Consider the following 18,625-nt stretch of genomic DNA (forward strand, 5'->3'; position numbering starts at 1 on the left):
TCACTCGCCGGAGAGTGCCCGGAAGTGCGGGATGACCTTCGTGCCCCACTGGCGGATGGTCTCCAGGCAGACCTCCTGCGGCACCGTGCCCATCTGGATCAGGCACATCACCTCGTCCACGCCGATCTCCCGCAGCCGCTCCACGTAGGCGATCGCGGTCGCGGAGTCCCCGTAGGCGTGGTCGGTGTTGTACGTGCCGGTGTCGACCGGCCGGGCCGGGATGTCCGCCTCGTGCAGCCGGGCCACCAGCTTCTGCCGCTCCTCCTCCAGGGCGCCCGCGTGGTCCTCGTCCTCCGCGTAACCGGTGGGCGCCGGGGCGCCGCCGTACCAGTGGGCGATCGACTCGGCGAAGAAGCGCTGGCCGCGCGTGCCGAGCCGCAGGGCGCGGTCGGCGTCGTCCAGGACGATCGTCGGGCAGAGGGCGGAGAAGTGGTCGTTGACCTCGGTGGAGACGAACCGCGATCCGTCCCGTACGGCGAGGGTCTCGTCGTACACCGCGCGCATCGCGCGGACGTCGTCGGCGCCCGCGAACCCCATCACCAGCGCGCCGATGCCGAGTTCGGCCGCCTGCCGGAGCGAGTCGTGCTGCGAGCAGGCCATGAAGAGCGGCGGGTGCGGATGCTGCACGGGGCGCGGCAGGACCGCGCCGGGGCCGATGTCGAGGGAGCCGTGCCACTCGAACTCCGGCTCGCGCCACGCCGCGGCGAAGATCCGCAGGGCCTCCTCCGTCTGCGGCCGGGTGTCCTCGGGGTCCACCCCGAACATCCGCATCTCCTGGCGGGTCGCGCCCCGGCCGGCGCCGACGTCGAGGCGGCCGCCGGAGAGCACGTCGAGCATGGCGGCGCGTTCGGCGACCCGGACGGGGTGCTGGTACCCGAAGGGCATGGTGACCACACCGTGCCCGACGCGGATGGTCCGCGTACGGGCGGCGACCCAGGTCAGGAAGATCTCGGACGCGCTCATGTGGGCGTACTGGGTGAGGGAGTGGTGCTCGACCGCCCAGACACGGTCGAAGCCCATCTCCTCGGCGAGGACTGCCTGTTCGACGCAGTCGTGGATGACCGCGCGTTCGCGTGCGGGGGTGGGGTCGACGAGCTGTGCTTCGAAGATCATGGAGAACTTCACGGTGAGCTCCTCCCGAACCTGTGCGGGTGCGCTGCGGCTGCGGCTCGCTGCGACAGGTATGCCTAATCGAAATACTTCTAGCAGGCATAGATGGAAGAGGGAAGCGCCGTACACTTCCGTCCGTGGACGAGACGACGGAGGGGGCCCCGGAGGCACTGCCCGGGCTTCCCGCGACCAGCTGGGCCGTGCTCGGACTGCTCTCCTTCGGACGGGAGTTGTCCGGCTACGACCTCAAGAAATGGTCCGACCGGTCGCTGCGCCTCTTCTACTGGAGCCCGTCGTTCAGCCAGATCTACAGCGAGCTCAAACGGCTGGAGACGACCGGCTACGCCACCTCGCGCCTGGTCGCACCCGAGACCGGCACGCGCGACAAGCGCGTCTACCGGATCACCGACGCGGGCCTCGCCGCCGTCCGCCTCTGGGCCCGCACGGCCCCCCTCGACCCGCCCGTCCTCAAGCACGGGCCGATGCTGCGGCTCTGGCTGGGCCATCTCCTCGAACCCGACCGGATGCGCGAGATCCTGGCCGGACACCGGGAGTACGCCGAGGGGATGCGGCTGCGCGCCGAAGCCGACGTGGCGGACGCCGGGGCCGACGAGGCGTGGGCGTACCCCCGGCTCACCCTCACCTGGGCCGAGCGGTACTACGCGGCCGAGCGCGACCTGGCCGACGCCATGCTCGCGGACATCGAGCACCTGGGGAAGGGGACGGGGGAGGAGCGCCCATGGCCATGACCCGCCCCTGTCCGCCGCCCCGCCGGGGCCGTCGGCGTCAGCCTTCCTCCCCCAGCCGCGCGAACTGCTCCTCGGTGAGCGTGAGATCGAGCGCGCCCAGGTTCTCCAGGAGGTGCGCCGCCGAGGACGTACCGGGGATGGGGAGGATGTGCGGGGCCCGGTGCAGGAGCCAGGCCAGGGCCGTCTGGGACGGGGTGGCGCCGACCTCGCGGGCGACGCGGGCCACGCGGCCGTCCGGCCCCGCGTGCCCGCCCATGGCGATCGGGAAGAAGGGGACGAAGGCGATGCCACGCCCCGCCGTGTGCTCGACGACAGCCTCGTGGTCGCGGGTCGCCAGGTTGTAGAGGTTCTGCACGGCCGCGATCGGCGTGACGGACTCGGCCTCCTCCAGCTGCGCGACCGTCACCTCCGAAAGGCCGACGTGCCGGACCTTGCCCTCCTCCTGGAGCCGGCGCAACGCCCCCACCTGCTCGGCGACCGGGTAGTTCTCGTCGAGACGGTGCAGATACAGCAGGTCGATCCGCTCCGTACCCAGCCGGCGCAGGCTCAGTTCGGCCTGCTGGCGCAGATAGGCGGGGTGCCCGAGCGGCACCCACTCGGTGGGGGAGGGCCTGACCACACCGACCTTGGTGGCCACCGCGACGGTGTCGCCGTACGGGCGGAGCGCCTCGGCGAGGAGCTCCTCGCCCGCCCCCAGCGCGTACGCGTCGGCCGTGTCGAAGAGGGTGACCCCCGCCTCGGCGGCCGTCCGCAGCAGGGCCAGCGCGGCCGTCCGGCCGGCCGGGGCCGACCAGATGCGGGCCTCGGGGCCGGTCGGGTCGCCAGGGCCGTCGGCGAGGCGCATCGTGCCGTAGCCGATGCGCCGGACCGGGAGGTCGCCCCCGAGCTGGAATATCGTCGTGTCAGCGGAGTCCGCGTTGTTTGTCATGTCCGGAACCGTAGGAGCTCACACCGGTGTGAGCTTCAAGCGGAAACGGGCCGATGTGAGGGGGGTCACAGTGAAGATCGGTGAGCTGTCACGCGAGACCGGGGTCGGTGTCCGGCTGCTCCGCTACTACGAGGAGCAGGGTCTCCTCGCCTCGGAGCGCACCCCGGGCGGGCAGCGGGTGTACGGCCCCGACGCCCCCGCGGTCGTCCGCCGCATCCGGGCCCTCCTCGGCGCCGGACTGCCGACCCGGGTCATCGCCGAGGTCCTGGACTGCGTGTGCGGCAGCGAGGCGGAGATCGAGCCCTGCCTCAGTCCGATGCTCGTCGCCCAGCTCGACGCCATCGACGAGAAGATCCACGGCCTCCAGGACACCCGTTCCTCCCTCGCGGCGCTCGTCGCGGTCACCGAGAACAGGCAACTCGTCGCCGACGACCGGGCGATGGGTATTCCAGTGGCCGACTCCGGGACGCACGGGCGATCATGACGCCATGACTTCTCTCGTACGACACGTCACCATCGACTGCGCCGACGCCTACGCCCTGGCGAGCTTCTGGGCCGTGGCGCTGGACGCGAAGCTCGGCGCCGACGACTTCCCCGGAGACCCCGAGGCCATCGTCGAGTCGCCCGGCGTGAGCCTCCTCTTCATCCAGGTACCCGAGGCGAAGTCGGTGAAGAACCGCGTCCACCTCGACCTCCAGCCGCAGGACCGCACCCGCGACGAGGAGATCGAGCGGCTGCTCGCCCTCGGCGCCACCCTCCTCGACGACCGGCGGAACGCCGACGGCACCGGCTGGGCGACCCTCGCCGACCCGGAGGGCAACGAGTTCTGCGTCGAGCGCAGTGCGGGGGAGCGTGCCGCGACCTCGTAGGGAGTGCGCTGAGCCCAGGGAAACGTTCGGAGTAATCCGGACAGAGGGTGTCGGGTATCCGGTGTTTCCTGGAGTCATGGGAGACAAGGGACACACCGCAGCCAACGCAGCCACCTGGCCGGCCTTCGAGGCCGCCGAACCCGAGCTGGCCGCGGCCGTGCGCGAGCGCTTCGGCCAGTACACGCACCACGCGCTCGCCACCGTACGGAAGGACGGCTCGCCCCGGCTCAGCGGCATCGAGGCGGACTTCCGCTTCGGCGAGCTCTGGCTCGGCATGATGCCGCACTCCCGGAAGGCGCTCGACCTGCGCCGCGACCCGCGCTTCGCGCTGCTCGCCAACCCCGGCTCCGGCACTGGCATGGGCGGCGGGGACGTCCGCGTCTCCGGGCGGGCGGTAGAGATCACCGACCCGGAGACCGTCGAGCGGTACGCGGCCGACGCGGGCGCGCCGCTGCCCTTCCACCTCTTCCGGGTGGAACCCACCGAGGTCGTACGGATCCGGGTGGAGGGCGACGAGATGGTCCTGCGGACCTGGGCCCCCGGGCGTCCCGTGCGGACGATCCGGCGCGGCAACGACGACAGCCCGCCGCGCGAGGAGTCCTGAGGCACCCGCCAGGGCCCGCCGGACACGCCCTGGGGCGAGAATGGGCGGGTGCCGAACACTGCCAGCAAGAAGAAGACCCAGGTGAGCGCCGGGCCCGAGCGGCGCCGTGAGCTCCTCGACACGGCGGCCGAGGTCTTCGCCGCCCAGGGGTACAACGCCACCACCGTCCGCAAGATCGCGGACGCCGCCGGCATGCTCGCCGGCAGCCTCTACTACCACTTCGACTCCAAGGAGTCGATGCTCGACGAGATCCTCTCCGGCTTCCTGAACGAGCTGTGGGAGGGGTACGACGCCGTCCTCGGCGCCGGGCTCGGGCCCCGCGAGACCATCGAGGCGCTGGTCACCGAGTCCTTCCGGGAGATCGACCGGCATCGCGCCGCCGTCGCCATCTACCAGAAGGAGTCCCGGCACCTCACCGACCTGCCCCGCTTCCACTACCTCGTGGACTCGCAGGAGAGGTTCGAGAAGGCCTGGCTCGGTACGCTGGAGCGCGGTGTCGCGGCCGGGGTGTTCCGCGCCGACCTCGACGTCCGGCTGACCTACCGGTTCGTGCGCGACACGGTCTGGGTCGCCGCGTCCTGGTACCGGCCCGGCGGCCGGCACAGCCCGGAGGAGATCGCCCGCCAGTACCTGTCGATGGTCCTGGACGGCGTCGCCGTACGCGCGTGACCGACAGGCCCGTCGCCTCCGGCGATCACGGAACGGCTGTGAAGTCGCCCACGTCGCGGCGCCCGGGCCTGGTGTGATCCGTCCAGGCATCGGTCGGGCGGGGCGGGAAGGTCCTGAGGCGCACTATTGTTCCGGTAGAGACATCCGGAGTGCGTATCGCGTGTTCCGGGAGAAGCAGCCGGGGTCCGTTCACGTGCTCCGGGAGACACAGCCGGGGCCCGTTCACGTGTTCCGGGTAGAACAGCCGGGGCCCGCATCGTGCAGGTGCGGGCCCCGGCTGTGCCGCGAGCACCGGCCAGGAAGGCACGCATGACCCGCTCCGAACGCCCCTTCAAGCGCAGCTCCCGCACCGCCCAGGTGAAGTCCACGTCACAGCCGAAGGCCTCCCGCGGTGGCCGTCGTCCCACCGCGCCCCCGCCGCCGAGCGAGTTCACCCCGCCGGAGACGGTGACGCCCGCGCTTCCCGCGGTGGCCTCCTTCGCCGACCTGGACATGCCCGAGGGCCTCCTGCGGATTCTGGGCGAGCAGGGTGTGACGGAGCCGTTCCCGATCCAGGCCGCGACCCTGCCGAACTCCCTCGCCGGGCGCGACGTCCTCGGCCGGGGCCGCACCGGCTCCGGCAAGACCCTCGCCTTCGGCCTCGCGCTGCTCGCCCGCACCGCCGGCCGCCGCGCCGAGCCGACCGCGCCCCTCGCGCTGGTCCTGGTGCCCACCCGCGAGCTCGCGCAGCAGGTCACGGACGCCCTCACCCCGTACGCCGGCGCCCTGCGCCTGCGGATCACCACGGTCGTCGGCGGCATGTCGATCTCCCGGCAGTCCTCCGCGCTGCGGCGCGGCGCCGAGGTCCTCATCGCCACGCCCGGCCGGCTCATGGACCTCATCGAGCGCGGCGACTGCCGTCTCGACCGGGTCGCCGTCACCGTCCTCGACGAGGCCGACCAGATGGCCGACATGGGCTTCCTGCCGCAGGTCACCAAGCTGCTCAAGCAGGTCGAGCCGGGCGGTCAGCGGCTGCTCTTCTCGGCCACGCTCGACCGGAACATCGACAAGCTGGTCAAGATGTTCCTGGACGACCCGGTCGTGCACTCGGTCGACCCCTCGGCCGGTGCCGTGACCACCATGGAGCACCACGTCCTGTACGTCATGGACGAGACCGACAAGAAGGCCGTCACGCTGAAGATCGCGGCCCGCGACGGCCGGACGATCCTCTTCCTCGACACCAAGCGGTCCGTGGACCGGCTGGTCAAGCGGCTCCTCGCCAACGGCGTACGGGCCTCGGGCCTGCACGGCGGCCGCTCGCAGCCGCAGCGGAACCGGACCCTGGACCAGTTCAAGACCGGCCAGGTCACCACGCTCGTCGCGACGAACGTGGCGGCCCGCGGCATCCACGTCGACGACCTCGACATGGTCGTGAACGTCGACCCGCCGATGGACCACAAGGACTACCTGCACCGCGGCGGCCGGACCGCCCGCGCCGGCGAGTCCGGCAGCGTCTTCACCCTGGTCCTGCCCGAGCAGAAGCGGGACATGGGCCGGCTGATGTCGAACGCCGGGATCAGCCCGCGCACGGCGCAGATCAAGTCCAGCGACCAGCACCTGACCGACCTGACCGGCGCCAAGGAGCCCTCCGGCGTCCCGATCGTCATCGAGACGCCGCAGCCGACCCAGCCGCGCAAGGCGGCGGGAGCCGGTGGCAGCGGCGCCGGTGGCGGCCGAGGCCGTCGTCGCCGTCCCGCCCCCGCCGGTGGCGGAAGCGGGACGGGCTCGACCACGTCGATGGGCTCGGGGCGCGCCTCCGGCTCCGGTACGTCCACGGGCCGTGGATCCGGCTCCGCGGGCGGCTCCGGGCGCTCCGCGGGCGGCACGGGCCGTGCCGCGGCCGGTGCGGGTCGCGGCTCCGGCGGTGGCCGGGGCGCCGGCTCCGGCGCGGGTGCGGGTCGCGGTGCCGGGGCGGGAGCCGCCCGCGGCGGACGTCAGGCGCCGAGCACGAGCCGTTCCCGCAGCGCCAGCACGTCGCGGAACTCCAGGCCGAGGCCGACGGAGCAGTAACGGAGAAGGCTTCCGTATGAGGCCCGGACCTGGTCGAGGGCAGTGTCGAGATACTCCGGACGTACTTCCTGGAGCGGCACGATCAGGTCCGGGTTCTGCATGAGCCCGCCCTGCTTGAGTCCCTCGCGCACCTTGGCGTCGTAGGCGGCGCGGATGGTGTTCGAGGCCAGGTAGTCGTCGCGGGCCGACGCCGTCGGCACGCCCAGCAGGGTGAGCAGGAGATAGCCGGTCCAGCCGGTGCGGTCCTTGCCCGAGGTGCAGTGGAAGAGCACCGGCCCCCGGGCGGGGTCGCCCAGGTCCCGCAGGTTCGCGGCGAACGCGGCCCGGTTCGCGGCGTCGGTGACGAAGGTCCGGTACACGTCGCTCATGAAGGCGGCCGCCCGCCCGCCGCCGAGCATCTCCTCCTGCCGCACCGGGTCGCGGGAGCCGATCGCGGCCATCAGCTGCCCGAACAGACCGTTGTCGGTGATGGGCCGGGCGACCGGGACCGTACCGGCCGGCAGGCGGTCGGCGCCGTCGTACTGCACCTCCAGCGGGATCCGCAGGTCGACGACGGTCCCGAGGCCGATTCCGGCGAGGGTGGTGAGGTCGGCGGCGGTGAGCTTGCCGAGGTGGTCGCCCCGGTAGGCGAGGCCGTGGCGGACCCGGCCGCCGTCGTAGGTGCGGTATCCACCGAGGTCACGGACGTTGACCGCGCCCTGGAGCGGGATCTGGCGGATCGTGTTCCGGGGTGCTCGCGGTTTCGCGTGCGCCTGCGCGTTCGTGGGCAGGGCCGTGAACAGGGCGGTGGCGCCGGTGGTGGTGAGCAGCGCGCGTCGGGACAGGGGCATGGCCGGACTCCCTCATGAACATACGGGCTGACGGGCGGACGGGCCCACCAAACGTTTGTTAGGCGACTGGGGAGGAAGGTAGCAGCCGCCGGGGCCGTACGGGAGAGGCCTGCTCGTGATCGGTGAAACGTCGTGCACGACATCCGCACGAGTGGTGACGAGCGGTGAACGTCCGGGGAATTGAAGAGGGTTGGCCTTCCGGGGGCCGCTCTACGCGCGTCATCATCCAGCCATGCGAATCCCCCCTCGATTCACCCTCGCCGGCGGTGTCGCCACCGCCCTCCTCTCCTCCCTCCTCCTCGGGGCCCCCGCCACCGCCGCGCCGGCCCCCGCACCCGCGACCGTCGCGTCCTCGCTCGCGGCGACCGCGGCCGTCGGGGACATCTGTTACTCCGACCTGCCGTCCCAGGCCCACACCACCCTGCGGCTGATCGACGCGGGCGGCCCCTTCCCGTACCGCCAGGACGGCGCCGTCTTCCAGAACCGGGAAGGGATCCTCCCGTCCCACTCGCTGGGCTACTACCACGAGTACACGGTCAAGACCCCGGGCGTCTCCACCCGCGGTGCCCGCCGGATCGTGACCGGGAACTCGTTCCAGGAGGACTACTACACGGCCGACCACTACGCCTCGTTCGACCTGATCGACCACGACTGCTGATCGACCACTCCTGCTGATGTCCCGTCAGCCGCGGCGCGGGGCCGTCCACTCCAGACGGGTCCTGACCCGGGCGTCCCGGACGTGTTCGAGGGCGGCGAGTGCCGTCTCGCGCGCCGCGCCGTCCGGGTCGCCGTCCGCGAGGATCGTCGCCAAGGCGTCCACGGCCCGCGGGTCCTGACGGATCGCCAGGCCGCGCGCCGCCTCCGCCGCCGTCTCCGGATCGTCGTCGCCGAGCCGCTCGGCGAGCCCCTCCCGTACGAGAGGGGTGTCGTCGGGCAGCTCGGCGAGGGCGAGCGTCGCCCAGTCCCGCACCCGGGCGTCGCCGTCCCGGCTCAGCGCGAGGAGCACCCCGAGGGCCTCGGTGTGCCCCGCCGGCACGATCCCGGCCAACGCCCCCGCGACCGCCCGCCGTACCGCCGCCTCCGGATGCCCGGCCGCCGCGAGCAGCTCGGGCACCGCCTCCGCGTCCCCGCACTCCCCGAGCGCGAGCACCGTCGACAGCAGGGGTTCCCGCGCCGTGGGCCCGGCCTCCGCGGCCAGCGGGCGCAGCACCGGCAGCGCGCTCGCCGCGAAGCCCGGCAGCGCGCCGAGCACCCGCGCGCCGAGCGCCCGCCGCAGCGGATCGCGATAGGCGCACCAGCCCGCCGCCGCCACGAAGGTCTCCTCGTCGGCCCGGCCGGCCAGTTCGGCCACCGCCGTCGTCCAGGCGTCGAGCTCCGGATCCCCGCAGCGCAGCGCCCGCGCCGCGAGTTCCTCGTGCGGGGTGCGCAGCCCGATCGCCGCCTCCAGGAGCGTGGCGATCGCCGCGTGACCGGTCTGCCGCTCGTCGCCGCGCGTGGGAGCGCCGTCCTCCCGCAGCAGCTCGACGACGACCGTCACCCCGCCGTCCTCCCGGACCCGGCGGACGACCGCCTCGTACGTCTGCCCGCCGTCGTTCCCCGCGACGAGCCCGCGCCGCAGCTCGGCCGCGATGTCGGCGCCGATCCACCGCCGCGCCTCCCGCAGCGCGGCCTCCGGGGCGGCCGCCCCGTGGTCGAGCAGCGCCCGTACGCAGGCGGTGGAGCCGCGCCGGGCGGCGGCGACGAGCGGGAGGAAACCGTCGGGTCCCGGGCGGTCCGGGTCGGCGCCGTGCTCCAGGAGCACCCGCGCCGTGCCGGCGTGGCCGAGCCGGAGCGCCCAGGCGAGCGCCGTGAAGCCGAACTCCTCCTCCTGGTCGGCCGGCGCGCCGCCCGCGAGCAGCGCCCGGACGACCTCGGCGTGCCCGCCGCAGGCCGCCCCGCACAGGGGCAGGTCGCTGTCCTCCTCGCCACTGCGCCGCCCCGGATCGGCACCGGCGGCGAGCAGCACCCGGACGATCCCCGGCTCGTCGCCGACGGCGGCCCGGTACAGCGCGGTCTCCCCGTCCTCCCGGCCCTCGGGGTCCGCCCCGCTCCGCAGGGCGCGTACGGCCCCGTCCTCGTCCCCGGCTCGGATGGCGTCGAACAACGTACTCATGCGCCGACCCTGACGCCCCGTCCGTACATGGCGCAAATCCATTCCCCGTACGGCGGCGGGCCCAGGCACTTTCGCGTCCCCGTGGGGCCGGTCAGGCCGCGCACTCCAGGACCGAGCCGCACACCCCGCACCGCGCCCGCAGGGTCCGCCCCGCGGGGACCCGCAGCCGCTGGAGGCAGACCGGGCAGGCGAAGGAGACGCCGGTCGCCGGGGTCCCGCCGTCGAAGGAGTACGGGGCTCCCGCCGCCGCCCGGCCCTGGCGCCGCTCCCTGCCGTACCGCCGCCGCTCCGCCCAGCCCGCCCCGGCGAGCGGCGGCTGCCGCCGCTCCCGCTCCGCCTCGGCCCGGCCCCGTACCCACGCCTCGTACGCCACCGCGCTGGTGAACCACGGCGAGGGGTCCTCCCCGAAGACCTCGGCCCGCTTGGCGAGGACGTAGCCGAACTCCTCCGGGGTCAGATAGCCGAGCTTCTGGCTCTCGACCCCGTCCTGTCGGTACGCGTCGAGGAGCAGCCAGCCCGCGCCCAGGTAGGTGGTCACGACGTCGGTGAGGATCTCGTTCTCCGCGGTGCCGGGGAAGCCGAGGCCGAGCCGGTGCAGCAGGACGTGGGTGATCTCGTGGGCGAGGGCCGCGCCGATGTCCCGGCGGCGGGTCCGGAAGCGGTCGTTGAGTTCGACGAAGTACTCGGGTCCGGCGGCGAGCTCGACGGTGGCCGCGTGCTCCATGGGGCGGAAACTCGCCACGATGCGGGCGTCGGGGAGCCGTAGGTGGTGGACGAGCGCGCGGGCCACCCGCTGGGTGCCCAGATGGAGGTCCTCGTCGTCGCCGATGGCCATGTCGGCGGCCGGCACGCTCGCCGGAAACCGCTGGACACCGTCGGGGGAGAGGCGCCGGTAGAGCGCGGTGAGCGAGTCCCGGACCGCCGCGCGGTGCGGGAAGCCGTGGCCGACACGGTCGGCCCCCTGGCGGTTCGGCATACCGGATCCCCCCTCCCGTCCACTGTACGGTCCCTCCACCGGTTCTGGCCGAAAAGGCTTTCTTGTGGCGGCAGTTGAGCGCTGTCCATAATCCGGACATGGCTTGACGGGCGCATGTCATTCCCGTCGGGCTCAACCCCCCATGAAAAAGGAGCACGCGTGAAGAAGAACCGTCTGGTCAGCGCCCTCCAGAAACTCGCGGCAGCCGGCGCCGTCGTCCTCGCCGCCGTCAGCCTCCAGCCCACCACCGCCTCCGCCGCCCCGGCGCCCGTCGTCGGCGGCGTGCGCGCCGCGCAGGGCGAGTTCCCCTGGATGGTCAGGCTCTCGATGGGCTGCGGCGGCTCGATGCTGACCCCGCAGATCGTCCTCACCGCCGCCCACTGTGTGAGCGGCTCCGGCAACAACACCGGCATCACCGCCACCGTCGGAGTCGTGGACCTCCAGTCCAGCAGCGCGATCAAGGTCAAGTCCACCAAGGTCCTCCAGGCCCCCGGCTACAACGGCACGGGCAAGGACTGGGCCCTGATCAAGCTCGCGTCGCCGATCACCTCGGTCCCCACCCTCAAGATCGCCGACACGACCGCGTACAACAGCGGCACCTTCACCGTGGCCGGCTGGGGTGGCACCCGCGAGGGCGGCGCGCAGCAGCGCTACCTGCGCAAGGCGAACGTCCCGTTCGTCTCGGACGCCTCCTGCCAGGCCTCGTACGGCAGCTCCCTCGTCCCCGCCGAGGAGATCTGCGCCGGGTACCCCGAGGGCGGGGTCGACACCTGCCAGGGTGACTCCGGCGGCCCGATGTTCCGCAAGGACAACGCCGGCGCCTGGATCCAGGTCGGCATCGTGAGCTGGGGCGAGGGCTGCGCCCGGGCCGGCTACCCCGGCGTCTACACGGAGGTCTCGACCTTCGCCGCCGCGATCAAGTCGGCCGCGGCCACGCTGTAACGGCGAACCGTGAACGGGTGCCCCGGAGCGGCCTCGGCTCCGGGGCACCTTCACGCGCGTGATGCCCTTGTTCAGTGTGAAAGGACATCGAGGACGACCTCCGCCCCCGCCCCGCCCGCCAGCTCAAGCACCCACACCTCGTTGGCGCCCTCCCGCAGCACCGGCCCCGGCACGAACAGCGACTCCTGCGGGCCGACGCTCCAGTACCGGCCCAGGCAGAAGCCGTTCACCCAGACGAAGCCGCGCGTCGCGTCCGGGAGCGAGAGCATGGCGTCTCCCGGACCCGTCACGTCCACGACGGCCCGGTAGAGCCCCGGCCCCCCCTCCCCGGCCACCGGCCGGAACGGCACCTTCGCCACCGCCGCCGACTCGAAGGCGTCCAGGCGCAGGCCCTGAGCCCGGAACCCGTGCAGGTACTGCCGCTCGTGCCGCACCCCGCCGGCGATCCCCTTCGGCTCGGCAAGCCGCGGCCCGTAGTTGACCCGGCCGAGCGACTCCACCCACAGGTCCACCACGGCCGGCCCCGCCACCGGCTCCACGAGCGTCGAGTCCTCGGCGTCGAGCACCCCCGCCGGGACCCCGTCGACGCACACCGTCGCCCGGTCCCGCAGCCCCGTCACCCCCAGCGCGTACGGCTGCCGGTGCCCCGGGACCTCCACCCGGTAGCGGACCAGGCCCCGGTCCACGCCCAGCTCCTCGAAGGACGGCGGCACCGGCGCCCGCGCCTCCTCGTCGCCGAGCACCTCCAGGACCTCGTCGAGCGGCGCCCACTCCACGAGGCCGCCCCGCACCGGGGCCGCCAGCCGCGCCGGCGGCTCGGGCAGCGCGGGCAGCGGCCCCTCCGCGAACTCCGCGAGCACCTCGCGGAAGCGCCGGAACTTCTCCGTCGGCCGCCCCGCCTCGTCCACCGGCGCGTCGTAGTCGTACGAGGTCACCGTCGGCCGCAGCACCCCGTCGTGCAGCTCACCCGTCCGGTTCGCCCCCGCCCAGCCGCCGAAGTTGGTCCCGCCGTGCGCCATGTACACATTGACCGACGCCCCGCACTCCAGGATCTCCCGCAGCGCCGTCGCCGCGTCCGCCGCGTCCCGCACCGCGTGCTCCGTGCCCCAGTGGTCGAACCAGCCGCACCAGAACTCCATGCACATCAGCGGGCCCTTCGGCTGATGCCGCCGCAGCGTCGCGAACCCCTCCCGCGCCCCCGAGCCGAAGTTCGCCGTCGCGAGCACCCCCGGCACCGAACCACCCGTCAGCATGTGGTCCTCAGGACCGTCCGACGTGAAGAGCGGCATGCTCACCCCGCACGCGCGCAGCAGCTCCGCCACCCACTCCAGATACGCCCGGTCGCTGCCGTAACTCCCGTACTCGTTCTCCACCTGCACCAGGATCACCGGGCCGCCCCGGTCGACCTGCCGCTCCACCACCTGCGGAAGCAGCCGCCGGAACCAGGCCTCCACCGCCGCCAGGAACTCCGGGTCGAGGGTCCGCACGCGCCGCCCGAGTGGTCCCGTCAGCCAGTGCGGAAGCCCGCCGTTCTCCCACTCGGCGCAGATGTACGGACCCGGGCGCACGATCGCGTGCATCCCGGCCCGCTCCACCGCGTCCAGGAACCGGCCGAGCGCCTCCACGTCCCCGTACCGACCGGGCTCCGGCGCGTACAGGTTCCAGGGGACGTACGTCTCGACGCAGTTCAGGCCCATCGCGCGCAGCATCCCGAGCCGGTGCTCCCAGTGCGCCTCGTGCACCCGGAAGTAGTGCAACGCCCCCGAGAGGAGGCGCACCGGCCGCCCGTCGAGCAGAAAGTCCTCGTCACCCACAGCGAACGTGCTCATGACCTCACCCTCGCCCTCTGGCGGCGGACCGGTCCATGGACAAAGATCGTCGCAGTTTGGACGTTAGAGACGTCGCAGCGGACGTCAGGGAGGCCCACCCGGCATGTACCACACCTGGATGCGCTACTTCACGCCCAGCCCGGTCCACCACCGCCTCGGCCTCGTCTGCCTCGGCGTCGGACTCCAGCACGGCACCCTGCCCACGGTCGGACCCCGCACCCTCGACCACCACGTCGCCGTCGTCGTGTCCGCGGGCAGCGGCTGGTACCTGGGCGCCGACGGGCGCCGCACCGTCGTCACCGCCCCCGCCCTGATCTGGCTCACCCCCGGCACCCCCCACCACTACGCCGCCGACCCCGGCACCGGCTGGGACGAGGCCTTCGTCGACTTCTCGGGACCCGCCACCGCCACGTACACCGAGCTCGGCTACATCGAGCCCGACCGGCCCGTCGTGCCCCTCTCCGACGCCGCCCCCGCCCGCGCCGCCATCAGCCGCATAGCCCGCGCCGCCCGCCCCGGCAACCCCCTCCTGGAGGTCGAGACCGGCGCCGCCGTCCACGAGCTGCTCGTCGCGCTGCGCCGCGCCCGCGCCGACACCAACGCCGACGGCGACCCCGTCCTCGCCGCCCTCGCCCGCGACGCCTTCCAGCCGCTCTCCGTCGCCGAACATGCGGCCCGGCACGGCATGACCGCCGCCGAACTGCGCACCGCCGTCCGCCGCGCGGCCGGCTGCAGCCCCAAGGACTACCTGCTCACCGTCCGCCTCGGCCGCGCCAAGGAACTCCTCGCCGCCACCGAGCTCCCCGTCGCGGCCGTCGCCCGCCGCGTCGGCTACGACGACCCCGCCTACTTCTCCCGGCTCTTCACCCGCCGGGTCGGCACCGCGCCCATCCGCTTCCGCGAGCAGCAGGGGCGGTCCGTCCACGGCGGCTGGAGCAACCGCGTACCGGATCCCGAACACCCGCCCACGATCCAGCCGAGATCGGTCTAAGCTCGCAGATCATGAGTGACTCCACCCTGCCCCGCCCGGTCGACGACTCCGTACGGGCCGAACTGACCCGGCTCCGCGAGAGCATCGACAACATCGACGCCGCGGTCGTGTACATGCTCGCCGAGCGCTTCAAGTGCACCCAGCAGGTCGGCGTCCTCAAGGCCGAGCACAAGCTGCCGCCCGCCGACCCCGCCCGCGAGTCCCGCCAGATCGCCCGGCTGCGGGAACTGGCCGAGAGCGCGAGACTGGACCCGGCCTTCGCGGAGAAGCTCCTGAACTTCATCATCGCGGAGGTCATCCGCCACCACGAGACGATCGCGGACGGAGCACGCTGATGGCCCGCGTCACGGTCTTCACCCTCGGAGGGACCATCTCCGCGCGAGGCGGTGACGCGGCCCGCATGACCGGCCAGGAGGTCCTGGCAGGTCTCGGCGCGCCCGAGGACGTCGTCCTCCGCGACTTCCGGCGGGTCCCCAGCTCGTCCCTCACCCACGCGGACCTCGCGGACCTCGCCGCCGAGGTCCGTGCCACCGTCGCCGACGGCTCCGGCGTGGTCGTCGTCCAGGGCACGGACACCCTGGAGGAGACCGCCTTCCTCCTCGACCTGCTCTGCACCACCGAGCAGCCCATCGCCGTCACCGGCGCCATGCGCCGCCCCGACCTGCCCGGCGCCGACGGCCCCGCCAACCTCGCCGCCGCGCTCGCCGTCGCCGCCGACCCCGCCTGCCGGAACCTCGGCGTCGTGGTCGTCCTGGCCGACGAGATCCACGCCGCCCGCCTCGCCCGCAAGACCCACACGACCTCGGTCGCCACCTTCGCCTCGCCCGGGGCCGGCCCGATCGGCACCGTCGTCGAGGGCGAGCCCCGGATCCTGCTCCGCCCCGCCGCCCGCGCCGCGCTCTGCCCGCTGACGTTCGACCCCGAGGTCAGGGTCGCCCTCCTCACCCTCTCCCAAGGCGACCGGGGCGAATTCCTCGAAGCCGTCGACGACCGCTTCCGGGGCCTCGTCGTCGCTGCGTTCGGCGCCGGCCACGTCCCCACCTGGTTCGTCGAACCGCTCGCCGAGCTCGCCCGCCGCATCCCGGTCGTCCTCGCCTCCCGTACGGGCGGCGGAGCGACCCTCTCGCACACCTACCGCGGCCCCGGCTCCGAGTACGACCTGCTGCACCACGGACTGATCCCCGCCGGCCCCCTCGACCCCGCCAAGGCCCGGATCCTCCTCCACACCCTGCTCTCCAGCGGCGCGGCCGGCCCCACCGGCTACGACCGCCCCCGCATCACGGCCGCCTTCGCCCACCTGAACGGCTCCGGACTCGCCTGAGCCGCGTTACCCCACCACCCCTGCCACGGGCCGGAGCCATCAGGCAGCATGGGCCCCATGTCCGTACTGACGCGCGACGAAGCGCAGACCCGTGCCCAGCTCCTCGACGTCCACCGCTATCTGGTGGACCTCGACCTCACCACCGGCGCCGAGACCTTCGGGTCCACCAGCACCGTCCGATTCACCGCCCGCGCCGCCGGGGACACCTTCGTCGAGCTCAAGCCCGAGACCCTCCACTCCGCGACCCTCGACGGAGTGGCCCTCGACACCGCCGCCCTCACCGGCAACCGGCTCCCGCTGACCCTCGCCGAGGGCGAGCACGAGCTGATCGTCACCACGACCATGCGGTACTCCCGCACGGGCGAGGGCATGCACCGCTTCACGGACCCCACCGACGACGAGTCGTACGTCTACACGCAGCTCTTCATGGAGGACGTCCAGCGGGTCTTCGCCGCCTTCGACCAGCCCGACCTGAAGGCCGTCTTCGAGCTGACCGTCACCGCCCCCGAGGGCTGGACCGTCCTCGCCAACGGCATCACCGAGCGGCAGCCCGACGGGCGGTGGAAGGCCGCCCCCACCCAGCTGCTCTCCACCTACTTCGTGTGCGTCGCCGCCGGCCCCTGGCACTCGGTCCGCACCGAGCACGCCGGGCTCCCCTTCGGTATCCACTGCCGCCGCTCCCTCGCCCCCCACCTCGACGCCGACGCCGACGAGATCTTCGCCGTCACCAAGGCCTGCTACGACCGGTACCACGAGAAGTTCGACGAGCCGTACCCCTTCGACTCGTACGACCAGGCCTTCGTCCCCGAGTTCAACTCCGGCGCCATGGAGAACCCCGGCCTCGTCACCTTCCGCGACGAGTTCGTCTTCCGCTCCGCCGTCACCGTCACCGAGCGCCAGACCCGCGCCATGGTCATCGCCCACGAGATGGCCCACATGTGGTTCGGCGACCTCGTCACCCTGCGCTGGTGGGACGACATCTGGCTGAACGAGTCCTTCGCCGAGTACATGGGCTACCAGACCCTCAACGAGGCCTGCGCCGACCTCTTCCCCGACACCTGGGTCGACTTCGGCGTCACCCGCAAGGCCTGGGGGTACGAGGCCGACCAGCGGCCCTCCACCCACCCCGTCGCCCCGGACCCGGAAGCCGTCCCCGACACCGCGTCCGCGCTCCTCAACTTCGACGGCATCTCCTACGCCAAGGGCGCCTCAGCCCTCCGCCAGCTCGTCGCCTGGCTCGGCGAGAAGGACTTCCTCGCCGGCATCAACATCCACTTCAAGCGGCACAAGTTCGGCAACGCCACCCTCGCCGACTTCATCGACAACCTCGCCGCCGCCACCGACCGCGACGTCCACGCCTGGGCCGAGCAGTGGCTGCGCACCACGGGCGTCGACACGCTCACCCCGCGCCTCGACGGCGAGGGCAACCGCTGGCGGCTCACCGTCGACCGCGAGGGCAGCCGCCCGCACCGCGTCGACGTCGGCGTGTACGACCGGGACGGCTCCGGCGACCTCGTCCTGCGCGAGCGGCGCGCCGTCGACGTCCCGCAGGAGGCGCCCGCCGAGCTGACCGGACCGCGCCCCGCCCTCGTCGTCCTCAACGACGAGGACCTCACCTACGCCAAGCTCCGCTTCGACGAGATCTCCGAGGAGTCCGCCCTGCGCGGCCTCTCCCGCATCCCCGACGCGCTGACCCGCGCCGTCGTCTGGAACGCGATGCGGGACATGGTCAGGGACGGCGACCTCGCCCCCGCCGACTACCTGGAGTTCGCCCTCGCGCACCTGACCGAGGAGACCGAACTCTCCCTCGTCCAGGGCGTCCTGAGCTTTGCCCGCACCCAGATCGCTGACCGGTACGTCACCGAGGACGAGCGCCCCGCCGCCCTCGCGACGATCGGCGAGATCGCCCGCGCGCTGCTCCGCCGCACCGAGGACGGCGAGGCCCCGGGCCTGCGCCTCACCGCCGTGCGCACGTACATCGACAGCGCCACCACGCCCGCGAAGATCGCCTCCTGGCTGGAGGAGGGCACCGTCCACGGCGGCCCCGAGCTCGACCCCGAGCTGCGCTGGCGGATCCTCGCCCGCCTCGCCGTCCTCGGCGCCACCGACGAGGCGGTGATCGCCGCCGAGCTGGCGCGCGACCCGAGCGCCACCGGCCAGGAGGGCGCCGCCCTCTGCCGGGCCGCCCTCCCGGACCCGGCGGCGAAGGAGGCCGCCTGGTCGGCCCTCTTCGACACGGACGACCTGTCCAACTACCTCTTCACCGCCACCGCCCGGGGCTTCTGGCAGCCCGAACAGGCCGAGCTGGTACGGGAGTACGTGCCCCGCTTCTACACCGCCGCCACCGCCCTCGGCGACCGCCGCGGCGCGGCGATGGGCGAGGCCGCGGGCCGGTACGCCTTCCCGTCGTACGCGATCGACGCCGACTCCCTGGCCCTCGGCGAGTCCCACCTGACAGCCGACACCATGATCCCGGCGCTCCGCCGCAAACTCGTCGACCAACTCGACGACCTCCGCCGCGCGCTGGCGGTCCGCACCGCCTGACCCCCCGCTGTGGGCAATCGTCCCGCTGGGGCTGGGTGACCCCCAGCCCAGCGGGACGATTG

The 18,625-nt window shown here is 73.2% G+C and carries 18 protein-coding genes; 12 read left to right on the forward strand and 6 right to left on the reverse strand.

Translation table 11 applies throughout. The features are described from left to right. Positions 1-1,125, reverse strand: coding sequence for an LLM class flavin-dependent oxidoreductase (locus OG357_RS29600; protein ID WP_329624047.1), 1,125 nt, complete (start codon positions 1,123-1,125; stop codon positions 1-3). 122 nt (positions 1,126-1,247) lie between these two features. On the opposite strand from OG357_RS29600, the gene OG357_RS29605 reads away from it, so the two are divergent. Then, positions 1,248-1,859: a PadR family transcriptional regulator gene (locus tag OG357_RS29605; RefSeq protein ID WP_329624048.1), complete on the forward strand. Its 612-nt coding sequence runs from the start codon at positions 1,248-1,250 to the stop codon at positions 1,857-1,859. A gap of 37 nt (positions 1,860-1,896) precedes the next feature. Here the strand turns inward: OG357_RS29605 and OG357_RS29610 are convergent, their stop codons facing one another. Further along, on the reverse strand, positions 1,897-2,787 hold the full coding sequence (locus OG357_RS29610) for an aldo/keto reductase (RefSeq protein ID WP_329624049.1): 891 nt from the start codon (positions 2,785-2,787) through the stop codon (positions 1,897-1,899). A gap of 70 nt (positions 2,788-2,857) precedes the next feature. Between OG357_RS29610 and OG357_RS29615 the strand changes: the two genes are divergently transcribed. The 5 genes from OG357_RS29615 to OG357_RS29635 all read left to right on the forward strand — a co-directional run bounded on the left by OG357_RS29615 (position 2,858) and on the right by OG357_RS29635 (position 6,978). Next, a complete protein-coding gene (locus tag OG357_RS29615; RefSeq protein WP_329624050.1) occupies positions 2,858-3,271 on the forward strand; it encodes a MerR family transcriptional regulator in 414 nt (137 codons plus the stop codon). A gap of 4 nt (positions 3,272-3,275) precedes the next feature. Further along, positions 3,276-3,656: a VOC family protein gene (locus OG357_RS29620; protein WP_443066754.1), complete on the forward strand. Its 381-nt coding sequence runs from the start codon at positions 3,276-3,278 to the stop codon at positions 3,654-3,656. A 76-nt stretch (positions 3,657-3,732) separates the two neighbouring features. Further along, entirely contained in the window at positions 3,733-4,260 is a 528-nt protein-coding gene (locus tag OG357_RS29625; RefSeq protein ID WP_329624051.1) for a pyridoxamine 5'-phosphate oxidase family protein, read from the forward strand. Positions 4,261-4,308: 48 nt separating this feature from the next. Further along, entirely contained in the window at positions 4,309-4,929 is a 621-nt protein-coding gene (locus OG357_RS29630; RefSeq protein WP_317594248.1) for a TetR/AcrR family transcriptional regulator, read from the forward strand. Between the two features lie 309 nt (positions 4,930-5,238). Then, positions 5,239-6,978 (forward strand): DEAD/DEAH box helicase, encoded by a 1,740-nt coding sequence (locus OG357_RS29635; RefSeq protein ID WP_329624052.1) that lies wholly within the window; start codon positions 5,239-5,241, stop codon positions 6,976-6,978. On the opposite strand, the gene OG357_RS29640 is transcribed toward OG357_RS29635, so the two are convergent. Further along, positions 6,903-7,808, reverse strand: coding sequence for a tyrosine-protein phosphatase (locus tag OG357_RS29640; protein ID WP_329624053.1), 906 nt, complete (start codon positions 7,806-7,808; stop codon positions 6,903-6,905). The genes OG357_RS29635 and OG357_RS29640 overlap by 76 nt on opposite strands. Positions 7,809-8,040: 232 nt before the next feature. Between OG357_RS29640 and OG357_RS29645 the strand changes: the two genes are divergently transcribed. Beyond that, the gene (locus tag OG357_RS29645; protein ID WP_329624054.1) at positions 8,041-8,466 is read left to right on the forward strand and encodes a ribonuclease domain-containing protein; all 426 of its coding nucleotides are present in this window, start codon (positions 8,041-8,043) and stop codon (positions 8,464-8,466) included. Positions 8,467-8,490: 24 nt separating this feature from the next. On the opposite strand, the gene OG357_RS29650 is transcribed toward OG357_RS29645, so the two are convergent. Then, a complete protein-coding gene (locus OG357_RS29650; protein ID WP_329624055.1) occupies positions 8,491-9,960 on the reverse strand; it encodes an ankyrin repeat domain-containing protein in 1,470 nt (489 codons plus the stop codon). A gap of 91 nt (positions 9,961-10,051) precedes the next feature. Next, positions 10,052-10,936 (reverse strand): hypothetical protein, encoded by an 885-nt coding sequence (locus OG357_RS29655; protein ID WP_317594243.1) that lies wholly within the window; start codon positions 10,934-10,936, stop codon positions 10,052-10,054. Positions 10,937-11,095: 159 nt separating this feature from the next. On the opposite strand from OG357_RS29655, the gene OG357_RS29660 reads away from it, so the two are divergent. Continuing rightward, positions 11,096-11,878, forward strand: coding sequence for a S1 family peptidase (locus OG357_RS29660; protein WP_329624056.1), 783 nt, complete (start codon positions 11,096-11,098; stop codon positions 11,876-11,878). Positions 11,879-11,949: 71 nt separating this feature from the next. Here the strand turns inward: OG357_RS29660 and OG357_RS29665 are convergent, their stop codons facing one another. Next, the gene (locus OG357_RS29665; protein WP_329624057.1) at positions 11,950-13,707 is read right to left on the reverse strand and encodes a glycoside hydrolase family 35 protein; all 1,758 of its coding nucleotides are present in this window, start codon (positions 13,705-13,707) and stop codon (positions 11,950-11,952) included. A gap of 103 nt (positions 13,708-13,810) precedes the next feature. Between OG357_RS29665 and OG357_RS29670 the strand changes: the two genes are divergently transcribed. The 4 genes from OG357_RS29670 to pepN are packed head-to-tail and all read left to right on the forward strand — an operon-like array spanning position 13,811 to position 18,563. Further along, positions 13,811-14,698 (forward strand): helix-turn-helix transcriptional regulator, encoded by an 888-nt coding sequence (locus tag OG357_RS29670; protein ID WP_329624058.1) that lies wholly within the window; start codon positions 13,811-13,813, stop codon positions 14,696-14,698. A gap of 11 nt (positions 14,699-14,709) precedes the next feature. Further along, the gene (locus OG357_RS29675; protein WP_056645811.1) at positions 14,710-15,033 is read left to right on the forward strand and encodes a chorismate mutase; all 324 of its coding nucleotides are present in this window, start codon (positions 14,710-14,712) and stop codon (positions 15,031-15,033) included. Next, complete coding sequence (locus OG357_RS29680) at positions 15,033-16,019, forward strand: asparaginase (protein ID WP_329624059.1); 987 nt, start codon at positions 15,033-15,035, stop codon at positions 16,017-16,019. Before OG357_RS29675 ends, OG357_RS29680 begins: the two co-directional genes overlap by 1 nt. A gap of 57 nt (positions 16,020-16,076) precedes the next feature. Continuing rightward, on the forward strand, positions 16,077-18,563 hold the full coding sequence (gene pepN, locus OG357_RS29685) for an aminopeptidase N (RefSeq protein ID WP_329624060.1): 2,487 nt from the start codon (positions 16,077-16,079) through the stop codon (positions 18,561-18,563). Positions 18,564-18,625: the final 62 nt, after the last annotated feature.

This window comes from Streptomyces sp. NBC_01255 (genome assembly GCF_036226445.1).
In the GTDB taxonomy this organism is placed as follows: Bacteria; Actinomycetota; Actinomycetes; order Streptomycetales; family Streptomycetaceae; genus Streptomyces.

Excerpts from the sequence above, each read along its gene's own strand:
- OG357_RS29610 (WP_329624049.1), bottom strand. The coding sequence starts at position 2,787 with ATGACAAACAACGCGGACTCCGCTGACACGACGATATTCCAGCTCGGG.
- OG357_RS29620 (WP_443066754.1), top strand. The coding sequence starts at position 3,276 with ATGACTTCTCTCGTACGACACGTCACCATCGACTGCGCCGACGCCTAC.
- OG357_RS29625 (WP_329624051.1), top strand. The coding sequence starts at position 3,733 with ATGGGAGACAAGGGACACACCGCAGCCAACGCAGCCACCTGGCCGGCC.
- OG357_RS29635 (WP_329624052.1), top strand. The coding sequence starts at position 5,239 with ATGACCCGCTCCGAACGCCCCTTCAAGCGCAGCTCCCGCACCGCCCAG.
- OG357_RS29640 (WP_329624053.1), bottom strand. The coding sequence starts at position 7,808 with ATGCCCCTGTCCCGACGCGCGCTGCTCACCACCACCGGCGCCACCGCC.
- OG357_RS29645 (WP_329624054.1), top strand. The coding sequence starts at position 8,041 with ATGCGAATCCCCCCTCGATTCACCCTCGCCGGCGGTGTCGCCACCGCC.
- OG357_RS29650 (WP_329624055.1), bottom strand. The coding sequence starts at position 9,960 with ATGAGTACGTTGTTCGACGCCATCCGAGCCGGGGACGAGGACGGGGCC.
- OG357_RS29655 (WP_317594243.1), bottom strand. The coding sequence starts at position 10,936 with ATGCCGAACCGCCAGGGGGCCGACCGTGTCGGCCACGGCTTCCCGCAC.
- OG357_RS29665 (WP_329624057.1), bottom strand. The coding sequence starts at position 13,707 with ATGAGCACGTTCGCTGTGGGTGACGAGGACTTTCTGCTCGACGGGCGG.
- OG357_RS29670 (WP_329624058.1), top strand. The coding sequence starts at position 13,811 with ATGTACCACACCTGGATGCGCTACTTCACGCCCAGCCCGGTCCACCAC.
- OG357_RS29675 (WP_056645811.1), top strand. The coding sequence starts at position 14,710 with ATGAGTGACTCCACCCTGCCCCGCCCGGTCGACGACTCCGTACGGGCC.
- OG357_RS29680 (WP_329624059.1), top strand. The coding sequence starts at position 15,033 with ATGGCCCGCGTCACGGTCTTCACCCTCGGAGGGACCATCTCCGCGCGA.
- pepN (WP_329624060.1), top strand. The coding sequence starts at position 16,077 with ATGTCCGTACTGACGCGCGACGAAGCGCAGACCCGTGCCCAGCTCCTC.